18 protein-coding genes are annotated in these 21043 nt (G+C 74.3%); 13 read left to right on the forward strand and 5 right to left on the reverse strand.

Annotated elements, in window-relative coordinates:
• Nucleotides 1–79: 79 nt before the first annotated feature.
• Nucleotides 80–493 carry a DUF5318 family protein gene (locus FHL79_RS03015; RefSeq protein ID WP_218938299.1) on the reverse strand — a complete coding sequence of 138 codons (414 nt, stop codon included), beginning with the start codon at nt 491–493 and terminating at the stop codon, nt 80–82.
• A 168-nt stretch (nt 494–661) separates the two neighbouring features.
• Here FHL79_RS03015 and FHL79_RS03020 point away from each other — a divergent pair, with 168 nt between their 5' ends.
• From FHL79_RS03020 to FHL79_RS03030, 3 genes are all read left to right on the forward strand, one after another.
• The gene (locus tag FHL79_RS03020; RefSeq protein WP_138757144.1) at nt 662–1276 is read left to right on the forward strand and encodes a PadR family transcriptional regulator; all 615 of its coding nucleotides are present in this window, start codon (nt 662–664) and stop codon (nt 1274–1276) included.
• A gap of 50 nt (nt 1277–1326) precedes the next feature.
• Nucleotides 1327–2406 (forward strand): inositol-3-phosphate synthase, encoded by a 1080-nt coding sequence (locus FHL79_RS03025; RefSeq protein WP_138757145.1) that lies wholly within the window; start codon nt 1327–1329, stop codon nt 2404–2406.
• Nucleotides 2407–2476: 70 nt separating this feature from the next.
• Nucleotides 2477–3256 (forward strand): hypothetical protein, encoded by a 780-nt coding sequence (locus FHL79_RS03030; protein WP_138757146.1) that lies wholly within the window; start codon nt 2477–2479, stop codon nt 3254–3256.
• A 114-nt stretch (nt 3257–3370) separates the two neighbouring features.
• Here the strand turns inward: FHL79_RS03030 and FHL79_RS03035 are convergent, their stop codons facing one another.
• On the reverse strand, nt 3371–3946 hold the full coding sequence (locus tag FHL79_RS03035) for a YqgE/AlgH family protein (RefSeq protein ID WP_218938300.1): 576 nt from the start codon (nt 3944–3946) through the stop codon (nt 3371–3373).
• Between the two features lie 191 nt (nt 3947–4137).
• On the opposite strand from FHL79_RS03035, the gene FHL79_RS03040 reads away from it, so the two are divergent.
• The gene (locus FHL79_RS03040; RefSeq protein WP_138757147.1) at nt 4138–5472 is read left to right on the forward strand and encodes an MFS transporter; all 1335 of its coding nucleotides are present in this window, start codon (nt 4138–4140) and stop codon (nt 5470–5472) included.
• Between the two features lie 30 nt (nt 5473–5502).
• On the opposite strand, the gene FHL79_RS03045 is transcribed toward FHL79_RS03040, so the two are convergent.
• Both FHL79_RS03045 and FHL79_RS03050 read right to left on the reverse strand, forming a co-directional pair.
• Nucleotides 5503–6423, reverse strand: coding sequence for a putative endonuclease domain-containing protein (locus FHL79_RS03045; RefSeq protein ID WP_138757148.1), 921 nt, complete (start codon nt 6421–6423; stop codon nt 5503–5505).
• A 100-nt stretch (nt 6424–6523) separates the two neighbouring features.
• Nucleotides 6524–8026, reverse strand: coding sequence for a CCA tRNA nucleotidyltransferase (locus FHL79_RS03050; RefSeq protein WP_246080284.1), 1503 nt, complete (start codon nt 8024–8026; stop codon nt 6524–6526).
• 58 nt (nt 8027–8084) lie between these two features.
• Between FHL79_RS03050 and FHL79_RS03055 the strand changes: the two genes are divergently transcribed.
• From FHL79_RS03055 to FHL79_RS03095, 9 genes are all read left to right on the forward strand, one after another.
• Nucleotides 8085–8558 carry an NUDIX hydrolase gene (locus FHL79_RS03055; protein ID WP_138757149.1) on the forward strand — a complete coding sequence of 158 codons (474 nt, stop codon included), beginning with the start codon at nt 8085–8087 and terminating at the stop codon, nt 8556–8558.
• Nucleotides 8555–10915 carry a DUF6049 family protein gene (locus tag FHL79_RS03060; protein ID WP_138757150.1) on the forward strand — a complete coding sequence of 787 codons (2361 nt, stop codon included), beginning with the start codon at nt 8555–8557 and terminating at the stop codon, nt 10913–10915. Before FHL79_RS03055 ends, FHL79_RS03060 begins: the two co-directional genes overlap by 4 nt.
• Nucleotides 10912–12906: a murein biosynthesis integral membrane protein MurJ gene (gene murJ / locus FHL79_RS03065; RefSeq protein WP_138757151.1), complete on the forward strand. Its 1995-nt coding sequence runs from the start codon at nt 10912–10914 to the stop codon at nt 12904–12906. Before FHL79_RS03060 ends, murJ begins: the two co-directional genes overlap by 4 nt.
• 70 nt (nt 12907–12976) lie before the next feature.
• On the forward strand, nt 12977–14581 hold the full coding sequence (locus tag FHL79_RS03070) for a hypothetical protein (protein ID WP_138757152.1): 1605 nt from the start codon (nt 12977–12979) through the stop codon (nt 14579–14581).
• Between the two features lie 44 nt (nt 14582–14625).
• Nucleotides 14626–15633: a thioredoxin-disulfide reductase gene (trxB, locus tag FHL79_RS03075; RefSeq protein WP_246080286.1), complete on the forward strand. Its 1008-nt coding sequence runs from the start codon at nt 14626–14628 to the stop codon at nt 15631–15633.
• Nucleotides 15634–15721: 88 nt separating this feature from the next.
• The gene (trxA, locus tag FHL79_RS03080; protein WP_138757153.1) at nt 15722–16051 is read left to right on the forward strand and encodes a thioredoxin; all 330 of its coding nucleotides are present in this window, start codon (nt 15722–15724) and stop codon (nt 16049–16051) included.
• Nucleotides 16052–16207: 156 nt separating this feature from the next.
• A complete protein-coding gene (locus FHL79_RS03085) occupies nt 16208–17338 on the forward strand; it encodes an N-acetylmuramoyl-L-alanine amidase (RefSeq protein ID WP_138757154.1) in 1131 nt (376 codons plus the stop codon).
• 50 nt (nt 17339–17388) lie between these two features.
• A complete protein-coding gene (locus FHL79_RS03090) occupies nt 17389–18801 on the forward strand; it encodes an aminotransferase-like domain-containing protein (RefSeq protein WP_171057980.1) in 1413 nt (470 codons plus the stop codon).
• A complete protein-coding gene (locus tag FHL79_RS03095) occupies nt 18798–19790 on the forward strand; it encodes a D-alanine--D-alanine ligase family protein (RefSeq protein WP_138757155.1) in 993 nt (330 codons plus the stop codon). Before FHL79_RS03090 ends, FHL79_RS03095 begins: the two co-directional genes overlap by 4 nt.
• Nucleotides 19791–19940: 150 nt before the next feature.
• Here the strand turns inward: FHL79_RS03095 and FHL79_RS03100 are convergent, their stop codons facing one another.
• Nucleotides 19941–20981: a ParB/RepB/Spo0J family partition protein gene (locus FHL79_RS03100; RefSeq protein ID WP_138757156.1), complete on the reverse strand. Its 1041-nt coding sequence runs from the start codon at nt 20979–20981 to the stop codon at nt 19941–19943.
• Nucleotides 20982–21043 lie beyond the last annotated feature (62 nt).

Consider the following 21043-nt stretch of genomic DNA (forward strand, 5'->3'; position numbering starts at 1 on the left):
GTCGCAGGCCGGTGGCCCCAGGGTGACGTCTTCAGCTGTGTGCCGCGGTGAGCGGGCGGCGGTGCACGGCCAGCAGCGACTACTCGGTCGCCGCCCGGCGGCGGGTCCTGCGTGGTGCGCGTCCCGGGACCGGTTCGGCCCCCAGGACGTAGGAGGTGACGAGGTGGTTCCAGCCGCAACCGCGGCACACCTCGACCGTGTACACGGAGAACTCGTCCTGCGCGGCGTCCATCCGGGCCAGTTCGCGCCCGGTCTTCGCCTGCCCGGACACCGGCCCGAGCCCGTCGCCGTAGACGTAGCTGACCAGGGTCAGCCGGTCACGGCGGCAGATCGGGCACGGGGAGTCGGTCGCCTCACCGTGGTACCTCGCCGCCCGGGACAGGTACGGGCTCGCGTCGCAGACCTCGAACAGACCGGTCCGTCCGGCGTGCACCTCGGCCAGCAGCGCGCGCCTCTGCAGCGCGTAGTCCACCACCGACCGTCGTCCGGGCACGGCGCCAATGTACGCAACGGAGCCCTGCTGGGGACCCTCTCCGGATGTCGACATGGGACTCGTGGGGCCAGCGTGAGCTGCTCGCCCCCGGTGCGGGCACTGTTGCGCCCGGATGTATCGTACCGATACATCGATCCGGTGACGTCCGGGGGACCAGGAGGTGGCGCCGTGCTCGAGTTCGCCATCCTGGGGCTGCTTCAGCAGGCGCCCATGCACGGCTACGAGCTGCGCAAGGAGCTCGCCGCCGTCCTCGGTGGCCTCCGGTCGATCTCCTACGGGTCGCTCTACCCGGCGCTCAAGCGGATGCAGGCCGCCGGGCTGATCGCCAGCGACGACCCCACCCCGCGCTCCCTGCTGCCGGCCGACGCCCCGGCGCTGACCGGACGCCGCGGGAAGGTCGTCTATGCGATCACCGCCGAGGGCAAGGAGCGCTTCGCCGAGCTGGTCAGCTCCACCGGCCCGGAGGCCTACGACGACGAGGGGCGCTTCGGCGTCCACCTCGCGTTCTTCCGGCACACCGCGGCCGACGTCCGGCTGCGGATCCTCGAGGGCCGGCGGCGCACCGTCGAGCGGCAGCGCGACCGGCTCATGGACTCGCTGCGGCGCACCCAGGAGAAGCTCGACCGCTACACCCTCGAGCTGCAGCGGCACGGCCTGGACTCCGTCGACCGCGAGGTCCGCTGGCTCACCGAGCTGATCGACAGCGAGAAGGACGACGCCCGGGCCGAGGCCGCCCGCGAGCAACCACCCGAGACGGCACCACCCAGCACCACCAGCACGTGATCGGCACACACAGTCCGGGCCCGGGAGGGCCCGTCGGAGGGAGACAGTCCATGGCATCGGTCAAGGTCGCCATCGTCGGCGTCGGCAACTGCGCCGCCTCGCTCGTCCAGGGGGTCGAGTACTACCGCAACGCGGACGAGTCCGCGTCGGTCCCGGGCCTCATGCACGTCCGGTTCGGCGACTACCACGTCTCCGACGTGGAGTTCGTGGCCGCGTTCGACGTCGACGCCAAGAAGGTCGGCCGCGACCTCTCCGAGGCCGTCTTCGCCAGCGAGAACAACACCATCAAGATCTCCGACGTCCCGCCGCTGGGCGTGACCGTCCAGCGCGGCACCACCCTGGACGGGCTGGGCAAGTACTACCGGGAGATCGTCGAGGAGTCCGACGAGCAACCGGTGGACATGGTCACCGCGCTGCGCGAGTCCGGCGCCGACGTGCTGGTCTGCTACCTCCCGGTCGGTTCGCAGCAGGCGGCGGAGTTCTACGCTCAGGCCGCGATCGACGCCCAGGTGGCCTTCGTCAACGCCCTCCCGGTCTTCATCGCCGGCACCCCCGCGTGGGCTCAGAAGTTCACCGACGCCGGCGTGCCGATCGTCGGCGACGACATCAAGAGCCAGGTCGGCGCCACGATCACCCACCGCGTCCTCGCCAAGCTGTTCGAGGACCGCGGCGTGCAGCTGGACCGCACCATGCAGCTCAACGTGGGCGGCAACATGGACTTCAAGAACATGCTCGAGCGCGAGCGCCTGGAGTCCAAGAAGATCTCCAAGACCCAGTCGGTGACCAGCCAGGTCGACCGGGACATGGGCAAGGACAACGTGCACATCGGCCCGTCGGACCACGTGCCGTGGCTGTCGGACCGCAAGTGGGCCTACGTCCGCCTCGAGGGCCGCGCGTTCGGCGACGTCCCGCTGAGCCTGGAGTACAAGCTCGAGGTCTGGGACTCCCCGAACTCGGCCGGCATCATCATCGACGCCGTCCGCGCGGCCAAGATCGCCAAGGACCGCGGCATCGGCGGCCCGATCCTGTCGGCGTCCTCGTACTTCATGAAGAGCCCGCCGGTGCAGTACGACGACAGCGAGGCCCGCGACGCCGTCGAGGCCTTCATCCGCGGCGACATCGAGCGCTGATCGCGGACCACTGAGGGGCCTGGACCGCATCGGTCCAGGCCCCTCAGCTGTTCCTCCTAGGCTGGCCGCCATGCGCTCTCCCCGTCGTCCCGGTCCGGTCCGGCTGGTCGTGCTGGCGGCCGTCGCGGCGCTCGTCGCGGTGCTGACCGGTTGCAGCGAGGACGAGGCGCCCGACCGGGCCGCCGGCGACCCGGTCACCGCCGCGGAGGCCGACGTCCTGTCCCAGGTGCTCTACGCCGACCGCCAGGCCGGCGGCGCCGACGTCGAGGTCAGTGCGCCCTACGCGGAGGGCGCCGTGCTGACCCTGACCGGTGAGGTCGACTTCAGCCGGGACACCGGCCGGGCGCAGGCGGTGACCACCTACGCCAACGGGCAGCCCGAGGAGACCCGGACGCTGTTCTTCAGCGAGACCGACCTGTGGCAGGGCGACGTCCCGGGGCTGGCCGACGCGCTGAGCGCCGCGGGGCTGCCGGCCGCCACGTACGCCCGGCGGCCGATCGTCACCGGCGGCTCGACCGGCACCGCGTCGCTGCTGGACGTGCTGGTGCAGATGGTCACCCGCTTGTCGGCGCGCGCGGCCGACGACCCGCGGTCCTTCGACGCCTACACCTGGGCCGGCTCGCAGTCGGTGAACGGGGAGCTCGCCTCGGTCTTCCGGAGCGGGACCGGCGCGGAGGTCTCGGTGGCCGCGGACAGCGAGCTGCTGGTCCAGTACGTGACCCCGCTGCAGGACTTCGAGGTGACGATCACCCTCGCCGACCACGGGCCGCGGGACATCACGCTGCCGGCCGACACCGACACGGTGGACACCACGCAGCACCCGGAGATCGCCAGCGCGCTGGGCATCTGAGAACGAGACAGGAGGGGGCGGCCTCTTCCCCAGGTCGCCCCCTCCTGCGGCCTCTTTCCTACCAGGTCCGCGCGCCCGGGACCAGCGACACGCATCCGGACCGGCGCTGCCGGCTCAGTTCGCGGAGGGGTCCGCCGGTGCGGTCGACAGCACGGCGAACCGACCGGACTGGCGGCGCAGCACCGCACGCCACAGCTCCGGGCCGGAGACCGCGGCGAGCACGTCGCCCGGTTCCCCGTCGACGCAGGCCCAGGCGCCCTCGGCGAGCTCGACGGCCAACTGCCCGGCGGACCACCCGGCGTACCCGGCGAACACCCGTAGGCCCTCGATCTCGCCGCCCAGCAGGTCGGGGTCGCCGTCCAGGTCGACCAGGTGCACCCGGCCGGCCACCTGCCGCAGGCCGCTGTCGGCGTCCAGCGGGCCCTCCCCGCTGCGGGTGGCCAGGCACAGCGCCGTGTCGGTCTCGCAGGGCCCACCGACGTGGAAGACGCCGGGCTCGACGGCCAGCTCCGACCAGCCGGGCAGGACGTCGCCGATGCCGACCTCGCTGGGCTGGCCGAGCACGACGCCGATCGTGCCGGTCTCGGAGTGGTCGAGCACGTAGACCACGCCACCGGCGAACGTCGGGTCGGTCAGCGCGGGCATGGCGATCAGCAGGGACCCGGGCCGGACGTCGTCCAGGGAACCCACGGAGAGGACGGGGGCGGCGTCGCGCCGACGTCGTCCGGCAGCCTGTCCGGCTGGACGACGCTCGGGGTCGGGTGACGAGGGCACCGGGTTCATCGCCCCCCAGTGTGCATCAGCGCGGGGCCGGAGGGGCGACGCAGCGCCCGCCTCCCGCTCGGCTGGCGGTCACCGGGAGGCGACGTAGTGTGGCCCGGGTGCAGCATGCGCCCACCACCGTGCGCCACCTGCTCCGCCGCGGGGACTTCCGCAGGCTGTTGCTGACTCGGTTGTCCTCCCAGTTCGGCGACGGTGTCTTCCAGGCGGCGCTGGCCGGCACGGTCCTGTTCAACCCGCAGTCGGCGGCCGACCCGATCGACGTCGCGGCCGGGTTCGCCGTGCTGCTGTTGCCCTACTCCCTGGTCGGCCCGTTCGCCGGTGTGTGGTTGGACCGGTGGAGCCGCCGGCAGGTGCTGCTGGTCGCCAACGTGGTCCGCGCCGTCCTGGTGCTGGCCGTCGCCGCGCTGGTGCTGGCCTCGGTGCAGGGCGTCGGGTTCTACGTCGCCGGGCTGCTCGTGTTCTCCGTGAACCGGTTCGTGCTCTCCGCGTTGTCGGCGGCGCTGCCGCACACCACCGACGAGCCCTCGCTGGTCTCGGCGAACGCCCTGTCGACGACGGCCGGGGCGATCGCGTCGGTGCTCGGCGGCGGCGCCGCGATCGGGGCGACCCAGCTCATCGGCCGGGGTCCCGGGGGCTACGCCACGCTGGCCCTGTTCTCCGCCCTGCCGTACCTGGGGGCCTCGGCGATCGTCTCCGGCTTCCGGCGCCCCTACCTGGGGCCGGACCACCTGACGCTGGCCGCCACGGTGAGCGCCCGGGACGTGCTGCACGGCATGCTCGCCGGCGCGCGGCACGTGGTCGCGCACCCCCCGGCGACGGCGGTGCTCTCGGTGATGGCCGTGCACCGGGTCTTCTACGGGCTGCTGACGCTGATGACCCTGCTGCTGTACCGCAACACCTTCACCGCCGGCTCCAGCCTCTTCCCCGGCGGCCTGGCCGGCCTGGCCGAGGTGCTCGCAGCCGGTGCCGCGGGCACGCTGCTGGCCGCGGCAGTCACCCCTGCGGCGGTGCGCCGGTGGGGCAAGGCGGCCTGGGTGGTCGGCATGCTCGTGCTGGCCGCGGCCGGCCAGCTGGTGCTCGGCGGGCTGTTCGAGCCCCCCGCCGTCGTGGCCGCCGTCCTGACCCTGGGCTTCGTCGCCCAGGGCATCAAGATCTGCGTCGACACCACGCTGCAGGAGGCCGTGGAGGACGACTTCCGCGGCCGGGTGTTCTCCGTCTACGACACGCTGTTCAACGTCTTCTTCGTGGTCGCCCTGCTGGCCGGGGCCTTCCTGCTGCCGGCGTCGGGGATCAGCTGGCCGCTGCTGGTCGTGATCGGCGCCGGGTACCTGGTCACCGCGGTCGTCTTCGCCCGCTGGGCCCGCAGCCAGGCCCAGCGAGCGGAGCACCCCCCGCTCGCGCTCAACCCTCGCCTGAGTTCAGTGGAGTCCTAGCGCATCGTCTTCCGAGCGTTGGGACTCCGCTCAGAGCCCCAACGCCGTGCGTAGCTCCACCCCGCAGCTGAGGCCTTCGGCTCGAAGTCGCGGCACCGGGAAGCGCATGAGCCGGACGCCGGTCCCCTGGACGGCGTTCTGCCTGCGCAGGTCTGCCTGCCAGTCCCTCGCGGAGAGGTGGAACTGCGTCCCGTCGGCTTCGGCCCCGACCTGCTGCGCCCGCCAGTAGGCGTCCAGGTGGAAGTCGCCCAGCGGGGTGCTGATCGTCGCGTTCCACTCGGGTTCGGGCAGTCCTGCCGTCACGATCACCCGGCGCAGATCGGCTTCGCCGACCGAACGCATGCCGCGCAGGGCATCGGTCAGCGTCTGTCTGAGCCACGGTGTCGCTCGCCGTCCGAGTGCCCGCGTCTCGCCCGCCAGCTCCGACAGGTCGGCGAGGTCCTTCTGCAGGACGTCGGAGACGACGTGCTCGACGTCCTGCCGTCGGCGCGCGGAAACGGCCACGTCGACGGCCGCACGAGCCGCCCCGGTCACCGGCAGACCCGCGATGGCGAGGTCACCGAGGGGACGTCGACTCTGGTGGACCACCACGAACCCGGTCGACTTGAGGTGCCGCCCGTGCGGCACGGACACCTCGACCAGACCGGCGTCCTCGGGCTCGGAGTAGGCGCCCCGGACCCCGGACACCCGACGGGCGGCACGCGGCTCGTCGATCCGGGCGCGATGCAGCCACAACGCGCTCGTGTGGGACAGGCGCCCGGCCGGACCTGCCCAGGTCACCGCGACCAGGTGACGTTCCCGCCGGCTCAGCGAGCCGGAGTGCAGCACCACGACACCTGGTACCGGCTCGAGCCATCGACCGGACCGCAACGCCCGTCGGATGCGGTTCCTGTCGACACCCAGCTCGGCGAGCTCGGTGCGATGGCGGACGAACGGGAGGTCATGAGGCACCGACGCAGCGTGGCCGTCCCGACCGGGACCGCGCTGCCGCCGTCCACAGGGCCGGCGCACGGAGTCCCAGCGCATCATCTTCCGAGCGCTGGGACTCCACTCAAGCCCGCGAGCGCCACCAGCTGAGCAGCTCGGCCTCGGCCTCGTCGGGCGCCAGGGGCCCGCGCTCGAGCCGCAGCTCCTTGAGGAAGCGCCACGCCTGGCCGACCTCGGGGCCGGGGGAGATGCCGAGCAGCTCCATGATCCGGTTGCCGTCGAGGTCGGGCCGGATCCGGCCGAGGTCCTCCGCCTCGGCCAGCTCCTCGATCCGCTCCACCAGCGAGTCGTAGGTCGCCGACAGCGCCGCCGCCCGCTTCCGGTTCCGGGTGGTGGAGTCCGAGCGGACCAGCACGTGCAGCCGGGGGAGGAGGTCGCCGGCGTCGGTGACGTAGCGCCGGACGGCGGAGTCGGTCCACTGGCCGTCGCCGTACCCGTGGAAGCGCAGGTGCAGGAAGGTCAGCCGGGAGACCGCCTCGACGACGTCCTTGGGGTACTTCAGCGCGGTCAGCCGCTTGCGCACCAGCTTGGCGCCGACCACCTCGTGGTGGTGGAAGGACACCCGGCCGCGGGCCTCGTGCCGGCGGGTGGCGGGCTTGCCGATGTCGTGCAGCAGCGCGGCCAGCCGCAGCACCAGGTCCGGCGACGCCACTCCGTCCTCACCCGCCCGAGCCCCGGCCACCTCCAGTGCGATCGCCTGGTCCAGCACGATCAGCGAGTGCGTGTAGACGTCCTTGTGCTGGTGGTGCTCGTCGATCTCCATCCGCAGCGCGGACAGCTCCGGCAGGACGACGTCGGCCAGCCCGGTGCCGACGAACAGCTCGAGCGCGGCCCGCGGCGCCGGGTTCAGCAGCGTGCGGGAGAACTCGTGCTGGACCCGCTCGGCGGTGATCCGGCCGAGCTCGGGCGCCAGTGACGTCATCGCCGCCACCACCTCGTCGTCCGGGGTGAGCCCGAGCTGGGCGACGAAGCGGACGGCGCGCAGCATCCGCAGCGGGTCGTCGGCGAAGGACTCCACCGCCGTCCCGGGGGTGCGCAGCCGCCGGGCGAGCAGGTCGCCGAGGCCGCCGAAGGGGTCGGTGACCGTGCGGTCGGGGCCGAGCGAGACGGCCATCGCGTTGACGGTGAAGTCCCGGCGGGCAAGGTCGTCGACCAGGGAGGTGCCCCAGGCGACCTCGGGGTTGCGCGACTCGCGGTCGTACCGGTCGGCCCGGAAGGTGGTGATCTCCACCCGCTCGCCGCGCACCTCGGCCCCGACGGTGCCGAACGCGATCCCGGTGTTCCACGTGGAACTGGCGAACCCGCGGAGCACCCGGAGGGTCTGCTCCGGCCGGGCGTCAGTGGTCAGGTCGAGGTCACCGGGGGCCACGGGCGCGCCGGCCGACCCCGCGGCCAGCAGGGCGTCCCGCACCGACCCGCCGACCAGGTGGACCTGGTGGCCGGCGGCGGTGAAGCGCCGGCCGAGCTCGACGAGCACGGGGGAGACCTCGACCAGGTCGCGCACCGTCTGCTGCACCGCCGGCGGGACGGGCAGGGGCTCGGGACGGCGGGGCGGCTCTACGGACACGACGGTCGAGGGTAGTGGCCACCCGGGCGCGGGCCCTCGCGCGCGCTACCCTCCTGACATGGCTGGGACGGGCGGGCGGCAGCGCCCCGGCCGCCGGCTGCGCCGGGTCGACGAGACCTCGGCCGGAGGTCTGGTGGTCGCCGACGACGTCACTGGTCCCCGCGCGGCCCTGATCGGCCGCACCGACCGCCGCGGACGCCTGCTCTGGTCCCTGCCCAAGGGGCACATCGAGGAGGGCGAGACGCCCGAGGACACCGCCGTCCGTGAGGTCGCCGAGGAGACCGGGATCCTCGGCGAGGTGGTCGCCCCGCTCGGGATCATCGACTTCTGGTTCGTCGCCGACGGCCGCCGGGTGCACAAGACGGTCCACCACTTCCTGCTCCGGGCCGTCGGTGGTGCGCTCTCCGACGCCGACGTGGAGGTCACCGAGGTCGCCTGGGTGCCGCTGACCGAGCTGGGCGGGCGGCTGGCCTACGCCGACGAGCGCGCCCTGGTGGAGCGCGCGCCGGGCCTGCTGGCCGACAGCGCGTGAGACGGCGGGCCGCCGGCCGCGCCGACGGCCGCCCCTCGACCCCCTCCGCGCCGCCGACGCCCCACCGGCTCCCCGGTCGAGGGCGCCGGGTCCCCGGGCTGCTGGTCGCCGGCGCTGCGCTGCTGGCCGGGCTGCCGGCGGCGCCCGCCGCTGCCGCCCCGGCGCCGGCCAGCGCACCCGACGGGCGCCCCGTGCAGATCCGGGTGGACCGGCTCGAGCCGCGCACCGTCGTCCCCGGTTCCCCGATCGAGGTCAGCGGCACCCTGGTCAACGACGGCACCGACACCTGGTCCGACCTGTCGGTCCGGGTCCAGCGCGGCGACGTGCTGACCACCCGCGACGCGCTGGTCGACGAGCTGGCCGACCCCAGCGAGGCGACCACCGTGACGGCGCCCTTCCTCGAGCTCCCCGACGACCTCGAGCCGGGCGACTCGCTGCCGTTCAGCTACACGACCACCGCCGACGTCCTGCAGCTCACCGCCGACGGCGTCTACCCGCTGCTGGTCAACCTCAACGGCACCCGCGAGGACGGCGACCCCGAGCGGGCCGGCCAGCTCTCCACCCACGTCGTCGTCGCCCAGCCGCTGCCCACCGCCCGCACCTCGGTCGCCTGGCTGTGGCCGATCACCGACCGCCCGCACCGCGACGCGACCGGCGCGTTCGCCGACGACGACCTGGCCGGCGAGGTGGCCGACGGCGGCCGGCTGGACCGCGCCGTCCGGGTGGTCGAGGAGCTGCCCACCGTCCCCGGCGCCGACCCGGCCGGGACCGACCCGGCGGTCCCGGTGACCCTGGCCGTGGACCCCGCCCTGCTCGAGGAGCTGTCGCTGATGGCGGCCGGCCCGTACACCGTCGGGGACGACGACGGCGCCGGGACCGCGGACGCCGCCGACCTGCTCGACCGGCTGCGCGCCGTCGCCGACGAGCACCCGGTCGTCGCGCTGCCCTACGCCGATGTCGACGCCGACGCGCTGGTGGCGACCGGTCAGTCCGCGGTCGTCACCCGCAGCCTGCCCGGCACCGCCGAGGGCACCGCACAGCAGCCCGCCGACGACGGCGGCGCGCTGACCCCGGCCGACCCGACCGCGGGCAGCACGGAGGCCCCCGCCGCCGGCGACGACGAGACGGGGACCGGCGCGGGAGCGGCGATCGTCCGCGAGGTCCTGGGCGTTCCGCCGCGGACCGACCTGGCCTGGGCGCCCGGGGGCGCGCTGTCGGGCACCACCCTGGACACGCTGCAGGCCGGTGGGGTGGACACCGTCGTCCTGTCCGACCAGGGGCTGTCCGACGCCGGCCGGGCCGTCGGCGCCGGCGGTGCGCCCGCCGCTGCCCGCAGCAGCCAGCACGCCGCCTCCGGCGACGTGACGACGCTGGTCGCCGACAGCCGGCTGACCGGGATCGTCGCCCAGGCCACCCCCGACTCCGGCGAGGGCCGGCTCCCCGAGCAGCGCTACCTGGCCGAGCTCGGCGCGCTGTCCCGTCAGCTGGCCGGGCGGGAGGCCGGCACGCCGCAGACCGTGCTGGTCGCCCCGCCCCGCACGGTCGACCCGGACCCGGCCGTCGTCACGGCGATGATGGCCGACACCGTCACCCAGCCGTGGCTGGCGGCCGTCCCGGTGGACGCGCTGAGCACCGGCCCGGAGGTCGGCACCGGCGACCTGGTGGCCGGGACGGCGGTCCTCCCGGCCGAGGGGATGACCGAGATCGCCGAGACCTCCCGGGTCCGCGACGACTTCGCCGCCGCCGTCGTCGGCGACCCGGACACCGTGCTGGCCGGCTACGACGCCGCGATCGCCCGGGCCGGCTCCGCGCAGTGGCGCGGGGACGACGACGGGTTCGCCGCCGCGGCGGCGGACCTGCGGGACACCGTCGCCGACCTGCGCGCCCAGGTGACCCTGCTGTCGCCGGTGGACGGCACCTACAGCCTGGCCTCCAGCGACGCCCCGCTGGTGCTCACCGTGCAGAACGACCTGCCCTTCGCCGTCGAGGTGCGGCTGGAGCTGCGCACCCGCGGCAACGTGGGGTTGACCACCGACGACATCGGGGTCACCACGCTGCAGCCCTCCTCCCGCACGCCGCTGCAGGTCCCCGCGCACGTGCGGCAGTCCGGCGGGTTCGCGGTCAGCGCGCGGCTGACGACGCCCGGCGGCGGCCCGCTGGGCGAGGCCGTGACGATGCAGGTGAAGAGCACGGCCTACGGCTGGATCACCCTCGGCATCACCTTCGGCGCAGCGGCGCTGCTGGCGCTGCTGTTCCTGCGCCGCGCGGTCCGCTTCGTGCTGCAGCGCCGCCGCGGCGAGCCCGAGGACGAGTCCCCGCTCGACACCGCGGTGCCGCCCACCCGGAGCCCGGTGTGAGCGAGCCGAGGACCGACGTGCCGGCGGGGGAGCGGCCGCGGCCGGCGGCCCCGCTGCCCCCGCCGCCGTACAAGAACATCAGCCCGGTCCCCGCACCGGCGTCCGAGGCGCCGGCCGGGCGCCCCCCGGTGCCACCGCCGGCCCGGCCGCGACCGCTGCCGCCCGTGCCGCCACCCGCCCCGCGGCAGGTCCCGGCGGCCGCCGAGGCACCCCGGCGACGCACCGGGCTGCCGCCGGTCCCGCCGCCGACCCGGGTGCGCCGGTTCGTGCCGGGACCCGACGACACCCAGCTCATCCCCGCCTTCCCGCCGGTCCGGCACGTCCCGGACGAGGACGAGGAGCAGGTCGAGCTCCGCGAGGGCGCCCCCGGCGCCAGCGGCGGCATCCTGCGGGCGGCCGGCACGATGGCGGTGGCCAGCCTGGTCTCACGCCTCACCGGCTTCCTGCGCACCGTCGTGCTGACCGCCGCCCTCGGGTTCGCCGCGATCGGCAACGCGTACACGGTCGCCAACACACTGCCCAACATCGTCTACGAGCTCCTGCTCGGCGGGGTCCTCACCTCGGTCGTCGTCCCGCTGCTGGTCAACGCCCAGGAGAAGGACGCCGACGGAGGTGTCCGGTACACGCAGCGGCTGATGACCCTGGCGCTGGCCGGCCTCACCGTGCTCACCGTGCTCGCGGTGCTCGCCGCGCCCGCGCTGACCTGGCTGATGGGCATCCGGGAGAGCGCGGAGAACCCCGGCCAGGTCGACCTGGCGAACTGGCTGGCCCGGATCCTGCTGGTGGAGATCGTGTTCTACGGCGTGGGGGCGCTGGCCACCGCCGTGCTGAACGCGCGGCAGGTCTTCGGGCCACCGGCCTGGGCCCCGGTGCTGAACAACGTGGTGGTGATCGCCACCGGTGTCCTCTTCCTGCTCGCCGCGGGCCCGGGGGAGCTGACCCCGCTGACCATCACCGGCGGCCAGGTCTGGCTGCTCGGTCTGGGCACCACCCTCGGCATCGCGGTGCAGGCGCTGGTCCTGCTGCCCCTGCTGGGGCGGCACGGGGTGCCGCTGCGGCCGCGCTGGGGCCTGCGCGGCACCGGCCTGGGCGAGGCCGGGACGCTCGGCGTCTGGGTCATCGGCTACGTGCTGGTCAGCCAGGTCGGGGTGGTGGTCGCCAGCGTCGTGGCCAACGCCGCCGCCGACGCCGGTGGCCTGGGACCGCTGGCCTTCAGCAACGCCAGCCTGCTGTTCCAGATGCCCTACGGGATCATCGGCGTCGCGCTGCTCACCGCGCTGCTGCCGCGGATGAGCCGGGCCGCGGCCCGCGGCGACATGGACGGCGTGGTCGCCGACCTCTCGCTGGGCACCCGGCTGTCCGCCACCGGCCTGCTGCCGGTCACCGCGCTCCTGGTGGTCCTCGGCCCTGCCGTGGGCATCGTGGCCTTCGGCCGGGGGAACGCCGACGTGCAGGACGCCCGGGGCGTCGGTGTCGCCCTCGCCGTGGGGGCCTTCGGCCTGCTCCCGATGGCGGTCACCCTGCTGCAGCTGCGGGTCTTCTACGCCATGAAGGACGCCCGCACGCCCACCCTCGTCCAGGTGGCCATGGTCGCCGTGCGGGTCCCGCTGCTCCTGCTCGTGCCGGTGCTGGTCGGGCCCGAGCACGTCGTGGCCGGGCTCATGATCGCGACGAGCGCCACCTACGTGGCCGGCTGGGTGATCGGCAGCGTCGTCCTGCAGCGCAAGCTGGGGGTGCGCGCCACCCGCGAGGCCGGTCAGGTGGTGGCCCGGATGGCGCTGGTCTCGCTGGTCGCCGGAGTGCTGGGCTGGGCTGCCGTGTCGCTGGCCGGCCGGTCGCTGGGCGAGTCGGTGCCGGGGTCGCTGGGGGCCGTGGTCCTCGGTACCGTGGTCATCGGCAGCGCGGTGGTCGCGGGTGCCGTGCTGGTCGGCGTCCCGGAACTGCGGGACGCGGTGGCCGGCGTCCGGGCGCGGCTCGGGCGCTCACGGTGACGCGGGTGTCCGGCGCACGACCCGGGGGCGCCGTCCCCGGCAGCGAGCGAGCAGGGGGTCGGCAGCGTCCGTGACGTCGACGACAACGGGCCTGCCCGACCGCTACCGCCCGCTCGACCAGGTCGCCCCTGACGAGGAGACCGCCACCGGGGTCATCCGCTCCTGGCGGGCCCGTGACCGGGTCCTCAACCGGGACGTGGCGCTGCGGGTGCACACCCCCGGCGGCCCGGCCGCCCGGGAGTGGATCACCCGCGCGCTGACCGCGGGTGGGCTGGCCACCCCGGCGCTGGCGATGGTCTACGACGCCGCCGAGGGCACCGGGGGCACCGAGCCCGGCGGCGCCGCCTACGTGGTCAACGAGTGGATCGAGGGCGACCGGCTCTCCGACCGGCTGGCCACCGACGGCCCGCTGCCCGAGCGCGAGGCCCGGTCGCTGGTGCGCCGGCTCGCCGAGGGCGTCGCCGAGGCGCACCGCGTCGGCCTGGCGATCGGCGGGCTGACCCCCGAGCACGTGGTGCTCCGGCCCGGCGGGCTGGTCGGGCTGCTGTCGGTGCCCGCCGCCAGCGGCACCGAGAAGGGCGACATCGCCGCCCTGGGCGCGCTGCTGGAGCTCTGCCTCACCGGCGACCGGCCCCAGGGCGGCGCCGGCATCGCCTCGCCCGACCTGGCCGCCCTGGTCCGCCGGGCCCGCTCCGACGACCCGGCCACCGGGCTGTCCAGCGCCAGCACCATGGTCGCGCTGCTCGCCGCGCCCCCGCGGCCCGGCACCGGCCCGCAGGAGGCCGTCCGGCCCGACGGGTACACCGACAGCGGCTGGATGCGCCGGCTCCGCGAGCGCCGGGAGGACGTCCCCGAGGACGGCCCGGTGCGCCTGGAGCGCGGCGCCCTGCCCCCGGTACCCGGTGCGGCGCCCGGCCGGCCGCTCCCGCCGCGGCCCGCCGCACCTGCCGCCGACGAGGACGACCTCGACTGGGGCGAGACCTTCGACACCGACGACGGCGCACCCGCCGACGAGCGTCGGACCTCGACCAGCGCCCGCCGCCGGCTGGCCGTCGTCGGGCTGCCGCTGCTCGCGCTCGCCCTGGTGATCGCCTTCGCGCTGTGGTTCGGCAACAACGTGCTGTCCGTCGCCGGCAGCGTCGACCAGGGGGGCTCCACGCCGAGCACCTCCGTCGGCGCCGGCACGACCGCCGCCCCCGAGCCGAGCACCCCGGCCGCCCCGGTGGCCGGCGCCGCCGTCCCGGTCAGCGCCGCGGCCATCTACAACCCCTTCGGCGACGGCGACCCGGAGAACGACGACGACGTGCAGCTCAGCGTCGACGGCGACCCCGGCACCGCGTGGTCGACCGTGACCTACCGCAGGGCGGCCTTCGGCAACCTCAAGCCCGGCGTGGGCATCGTCTACGACCTGGGCAGCGAGCAGGCCCTGTCCGGCGTCACGATCACCACCACGCTGCCCGGCTCCACCGTCGAGGTGCGCACCGGCAGCAGTCCCGACGGCGCCCTGGAGGCCTTCCCGGTCGCGGGCGCGGCCACGCTGGCCGGCACCGACGCCGTCGCCTTCAGCGCCCCCGTGACGGCCCGCTACGTGCTGGTGTGGGTGACCGGGCTCACCGCCGTCCCGGACGGCTTCCAGGCCGACCTGGCCGAGGTCGCCGTCACCGCCGCGGGCTGACGGGGGCGGGGAATGCCGCACCTGCCCTGTCCGTTGTGCCGCCCGTGACGAGCAACGACACCTCCCCCGGCCTGACGGTCCCGACCAGCGCCGCGCCGGCCATCCCGCCGGCCGAGCACGACGGGGTCCGTGACCTGATCATCATCGGGTCCGGTCCGGCGGGGTACACCGCGGCGACGTACGCCGCCCGGGCGAACCTGCACCCGCTGGTGTTCGAGGGCTCCCAGTTCGGTGGCGCGTTGATGACCACCACCGAGGTCGAGAACTTCCCCGGCTTCCCCGAGGGCGTCCAGGGTCCGCAGCTGATGGACGACATGCGCACCCAGGCCGAGCGCTTCGGCGCCGAGCTCGTGGCGCGGGACGTCTCCGAGGTCGATCTCACGGCTGACCCCAAGGTCGTCAAGGTCGGCGACGAGGTCCACCTGGCCCACGCGGTCATCGTGGCCACCGGCTCGAAGTACCGGTACCTGGGCCTGGACAACGAGCAGCGGCTGCTCGGCCGCGGCGTGTCGGCCTGTGCCACCTGTGACGGCTTCTTCTTCCGCGACCAGGACATCGTCGTGGTCGGCGGCGGCGACTCCGCGATGGAGGAGGCGACCTTCCTGACCCGGTTCGCCAAGTCGGTCACCCTGGTGCACCGCCGTCCCGAGCTGCGCGCCTCGAAGATCATGCAAAAGCGCGCCCAGGACAACGCGAAGATCCGCTGGGCGCTGGGCAAGCAGGTCACCGACGTGCACGGCGACACCACCGTCGAGGCGGTCGAGCTGACCGACGTCGCCACCGGTGCGACCGAGCAGCTGCCGGTGTCCGGCCTCTTCGTCGCCATCGGCCACGACCCGCGCACCGAGCTGTTCGTCGGTCAGCTGAAGCTGGACGACGAGGGCTACGTCGTCGTGGACCACCCGACGACCCGGACCACCATCGACGGCGTCTTCGCCTGTGGCGACGTGGTCGACCACATCTACCGGCAGGCGATCACCTCGGCCGGCACCGGTGCCGCCGCCGCGATGGACGCCGAGCGCTGGCTCGCCGAGACCTTCGACGAGCGCTAGACGAAGGACCCGACCGCCCCCACCACTCGCAGGCTCGCGGCGGGCCCCTGCGGCCGCGCCGTTCCATCCCTACCGAAGGAGCATGACCATGGCAGGCAAGAACACCGTGACCGTCACCGACGCCAGCTTCGCCACTGACGTCCTGGGCAGCGACAAGCCCGTCCTCGTCGACTTCTGGGCCGAGTGGTGCGGGCCGTGCAAGATGGTCGCCCCGGTGCTCGAGGAGATCGCGGCCGAGCACGCCGACAAGCTGACCATCGCCAAGCTGAACATCGACGAGAACCCGCAGATCGCCCGTGACTACCAGGTGATGTCGATCCCGACGATGACCGTCTTCCAGGGCGGCAAGCCGGTCAAGAGCATCATCGGCGCGAAGCCCAAGGGCGCCATCCTGTCGGACCTGTCCGACTACCTGTGATCGACCGCCGGCTCCGTGCCGGCACCGTCTGACCACTGAGGCCCGCCCGTCCAGCTGGACCGGCGGGCCTCGTCGGTCCCGGTCGGGATGCCACAATCGACGGTGCGCACCACCCCCACCGGCCCGACCCCAGAGGACAGGAGCGACGACCGCCGCATGGACGTCCTGCGACCCGGCAGCACCGGTCCCTTCGTGGCCGAGGTGCAGGCAGTCCTCCGGTCCCTCGAGCTGCTCGACGGCGACCCCACCCGGGCGGCCGAGTACGACCAGGCGACCGAGCTCGCCGTCCGGCACTTCCAGCAGGTCCGCGGGCTGTCCGTCGACGGCCGGGTGGGCGACGAGACGTACCGGGCGCTGAACGAGGCCCGCTGGTCCCTCGGTGACCGGCTGCTGCGCTACGACCCCGAGCACCCCGCCCGAGGTGACGACGTCCGCCGGCTGCAGGAGCTGCTGCTCGAGCTCGGCTACGACGCCGGCCGGGCCGACGGCATCTTGGGCGCAGAGACCGAGTCCGGGCTGCGCACGTTCCAGCGCGACTACGGCCTGACCGCCGACGGCACCTGCGGGCCGGCCACCCTGCGCGCGCTCAAGCAGCTCGGCCGCCGGGTCACCGGTGGCCGCCCGCAGCTGCTGCGGCAGAGCGCCTCGATGGTCGAGTCCGGCTCGCACCTCATCGGCCGGGTCATCGTCATCGACCCCGGTCACGGTGGCGAGGACACCGGCTACACCGCGGGGGAGACCACCGAGGCCGACCTGGTCTTCGACCTGGCCTCCCGGATCGAGGGCCGGCTGGCCGCCGCGGGCGCCACCGTGTACCTGACCCGCGGTCGCACCGGTGACCCCGTCGTCGGTGACCGCACCGCGTTCGCCAACGAGACCCGCGCCGACCTGTTCCTCTCCCTGCACATGGAGGCGCACGGCTCGGCGCACGCCCGCGGCGTGGCCAGCTACTACTACGGCACCGGGTCCGGGGCCAGCTCGACGGTGGGTGAGGAGTTCGCCAACCTGGTCCGGCGCGAGGTCATCGCCCGCACCGGGATGCTCGACTGCGGCTCGCACCCGAAGACCTGGGACATCCTGCGGATGACCAGGATGCCCGCCGTCCGGATCGACTGCGGCTACCTGTCCCACCCGGTCGACCGGCTGCTGCTGCTCGACGCCCGGACCCGCAGCACGGTGGCCCAGGCCGTGGTCGCCGCCGTCCAGCGGCTGTTCCTCCCCGCCGACGCCGACCCGGCGACCGGCACGTTCCTGCTGCCGCCGCGGCTGAGCTCACCGACCGCCTGACGGCGCGCCGGGGACGGACCGGTCCGGCCTCGCCGCCTAGACTCCGACGGGTGACCCCTCCTGTGCCCGACCCTGCGGTCGGAACCGGTCAGGCCGGGGCGTACTCCAGCGGTGCGTCCCCGCACGTCTCCCCGCGGCACCCGCGGCTGGACCCCCTGGCAGACCGGTACGCAGCACGCACTCACGGGATGAAGAGCTCGGAGATCCGGGCGCTGTTCTCCGTGGTCAGCCGGCCCGAGGTCGTCTCCCTCGCCGGCGGCATGCCGGCGGTCACCGCCCTGCCGCTGGACGCGGTCGGCTCGATGATCGGCGAGCTGGTCTCCGGTATGGGCGCGCAGACCCTGCAGTACGGCTCCGGCCAGGGCGACCCGCGGCTGCGCGAGCGGATCTGCGACGTGATGGCCCTGGAGGGCATCACCGACGCGCGGCCCAGCGAGGTCGTCGTCACCGTCGGGTCCCAGCAGGGGCTGGACCTGGTCACCCGGGTGTTCGTCGACCCCGGTGACGTCATCCTGGCCGAGGCGCCGTCCTACGTGGGTGCGCTGGGGGTCTTCCAGGCCGCGCAGGCCCAGGTCCGGCACGTCGCCATGGACGATGACGGGCTCATCCCCGAGGCGCTGGAGCAGGCGCTGCTGGAGTGCCGGGCCCGTGGCGAGCGGGTCAAGTTCCTCTACACCGTGCCCAACTTCCACAACCCGGCCGGCATCACCCTCTCCGAGCCCCGCCGCGAACGGGTCATCGCGATCGCCGAGCAGTACGACCTGCTGGTCATCGAGGACAACCCCTACGGCCTGCTGGGCTTCGACCACGAGCCGATGCGCGCGTTGCGGGCCCGCAACGAGGAGCGGGTCATCTACCTGGGCTCGTTCTCCAAGACCTTCTCCCCGGGGCTGCGGGTCGGCTGGGTGCTGGCCCCGCTCGCCGTCCGGGAGAAGCTCGTGCTGGCCACCGAGGCGCAGGTGCTCTGCCCGCCGTCGCTGACCCAGTACGCCGTCGCCCGGTACCTGGACACCCAGCCGTGGCGCGAGCAGATCAAGGTCTTCACCGAGCTCTACCGGGAGCGCCGGGACGCGACCCTGGAGTCGCTGACCGCCCTCATGCCCCCCGGCACCACCTGGACCCGGCCGGACGGCGGCTTCTACGTGTGGCTGAAGCTGCCGCACGGGCTGGACGCCAAGCTCATGCAGCCCCGGGCGGTCGCCGCGCACGTCGCGTACGTGCCGGGCATCGGCTTCTACGCCGACGGCCAGGGCCAGGAGTACATGCGGCTGTCCTACTGCTACCCCGAGCCGGACCGGATCCGGGAGGGCGTGCGCCGGCTGGCCCGGGTCATCGAGGCCGAGCTGGACCTGCACTCCACCTTCGACGCGGTGGACACCGGTACCTTCCGCGCGGTCTGCAGCCCGCCACCGCCGGTCATCGGACCGGCCAACGCCGACCAGCACGAGGAGCCGCACCGATGAGCGAGCCGGCCGCCGCACCGGTGGAGGCACCCCGGAAGGAGCCGCTGCGCGCGCTCGTGCTCGCCGGCGGGCTGACCTTCGAGCGGGAGGTCAGCATCAACTCCGGCGGCCAGGTGGTCGAGGCCCTCGGCCGCGCCGGGGTCGAGGCCGAGCTGCACGACGCGGACGCCGAACTGCTCCCCGGGCTCTCGGGGGCGCCGGTGGACGCGGTCTTCATCGCCCTGCACGGCGCCACGGGCGAGGACGGCGCGCTGCGCGCGGTGCTCGACCTGGCCGGCGTGCCCTACGTCGGCTCACCCGCCGCGGCCTGCCGACTGGCCTGGGACAAGCCGGCGGCCAAGTCGGTCGTGGGGTCGGCCGGTGTCTCGACGCCGGACTGGGTCGCGCTCCCGCACAGCACCTTCCGTGAGCTGGGCGCCGGCGCGGTGCTGGACCTCATCGTGGCCCGGCTGGGGCTGCCGCTGATGGTCAAGCCGGCCTCGGGCGGCTCCGCCCTCGGCGTGCAGAAGGTCAGCCGTGTCGAGGACCTGCCGGCGGCGATGGTCAGCTGCTTCGCCTACGGCGACACGGTCATGGTCGAGCGCTTCGTCGACGGCGTCGAGCTGGCGCTGTCCGTGATCGACCTGGGGGAGGGGCCCGAGGCCCTGCCGGCGGTCGAGATCGCCCCCGAGTCCGGTGTCTTCGACTACACCTCGCGCTACACGCCCGGGATGACGGAGTACCACTCCCCGGCGCGGGTCTCCGAGGCCGTGGCAGCTCGCGCGGCCGAGGTCGCGCTGCGGGTGCACGAGGTGCTCGGCCTGGCCGGGCTGTCCCGCACCGACGCCCTCGTCACCCCGGACGGCGAGGTGCACTTCCTCGAGGTGAACGTCTCGCCCGGGCTGACCGAGACGTCGATGTTCCCGATGGCGGTCGAGGCGGCCGGCTACCGGCTCGGCGACGTCCTCGGCCGCCTCCTCGCTCGCGCCGCCGTGACATCGTCGTCCTGACGGACGACACCGCGGCCAGGAGCCGTGCCGGCCACGTCGAGCCCTTGCCCGTTCCTCCTCGGCGAGCCTCCGGCCCGCGTCGTCCGACCGGAGCGGCTCATGCCGCGTCGTGGTTACGTTCATGACGTAACCACGACGGTCACCCGGTGCTCAACTCCTACCGCTGATGTCGGGGGCCATCATCCCGACGATCCGCTGCAGGTCGTCCACCGAGCCGAACTCGACCACGATCCGGCCCTTGGCCCGGCCGATCTGGACCTTCACCTTGGTCTCGAAGACGTCGGAGAGCCGTCCGGCGAGGTCCTCCACCCCGGGGGCGGAGAGCTTGCGGGCCGTCCGGCGGGCTGCCGTGGGGCTCTCGGCGACGGCCATCGCCACCGCCTCCTCGGTCGCGCGCACTGACATGCCCTCGGCGACGATCCGGGTGGCCAGCGCGTCCTGCGCCTCGGCCTCCGGCAGCCCCAGCAGCGCCCGGGCGTGCCCGGCGGAGATGACCCCGGCCGCGACCCGGGTCTGCACCTTCACCGGCAGCTTCAGCAGCCGGATGGTGTTGGTGACCTGGGAGCGGCTGCGGCCGATCTTGCTGGCCAGCTCCTCGTGCGTGGCGCCGAACTCCTCCAGCAGCTGCTGGTAGGCCGCCGCCTCCTCCAGCGGGTTGAGCTGAACCCGGTGGATGTTCTCCAGCAGCGCGTCCCGGAGCATCGCGTCGTCGGTGGTGTCCCGGACGATGGCCGGCACCGTCTCCAGCCCGGCGCCCCGGGCGGCCCGCAGCCGGCGCTCGCCCATGATGAGCTCGTACCGGCCCTCGCCGGCCTCACGGACGACGATCGGCTGGAGCAGGCCGAACTCGCGCACCGAGTGGGTGAGCTCCTCCAGCGCCTCGTCGTCGAAGACCTGGCGGGGCTGCTTGGGGTTCGGGACGACCTCGTCCACCGGGAGCTCACGCAGGAAGGCACCGGGGACGCCGGCCACCTGCTCGATCACCCGGGCCGGCAGCTCGTGGACCGACGCGGTGCGCCCGTCGTCGCCGTCCGGGGGCGCGGCGCCGGTCTGCTCGACCGCAGCGGCCCCAGCCGCCTCAGCGGCCTCAGCGGCCTCGGCTGCGCGGGCCGCGGGCGTCGCCGTCGGTGCGGGCGCGCTGGTGGGGATGAGAGCCGCCAGGCCCCGGCCGAGACCGCCGCGCTTCGTCACAGGTCCTCCTCGCAGGTGCCCGGGGTCCGCAGCAGCGGCCGGGCGGTGAGCTGGGTGCCCAC

It is taken from the genome of Modestobacter altitudinis, from assembly GCF_005930475.1.
In the GTDB taxonomy this organism is placed as follows: Bacteria; Actinomycetota; Actinomycetes; order Mycobacteriales; family Geodermatophilaceae; genus Modestobacter; species Modestobacter altitudinis.

Bases quoted from the DNA above. Each gene is read 5' to 3' on its own strand.
- FHL79_RS03025 (WP_138757145.1), top strand. From the start codon at position 1,327: ATGGCATCGGTCAAGGTCGCCATCGTCGGCGTCGGCAACTGCGCCGCC.
- trxA (WP_138757153.1), top strand. From the start codon at position 15,722: ATGGCAGGCAAGAACACCGTGACCGTCACCGACGCCAGCTTCGCCACT.
- FHL79_RS03030 (WP_138757146.1), top strand. From the start codon at position 2,477: ATGCGCTCTCCCCGTCGTCCCGGTCCGGTCCGGCTGGTCGTGCTGGCG.
- FHL79_RS03085 (WP_138757154.1), top strand. From the start codon at position 16,208: ATGGACGTCCTGCGACCCGGCAGCACCGGTCCCTTCGTGGCCGAGGTG.
- FHL79_RS03095 (WP_138757155.1), top strand. From the start codon at position 18,798: ATGAGCGAGCCGGCCGCCGCACCGGTGGAGGCACCCCGGAAGGAGCCG.
- FHL79_RS03055 (WP_138757149.1), top strand. From the start codon at position 8,085: ATGGCTGGGACGGGCGGGCGGCAGCGCCCCGGCCGCCGGCTGCGCCGG.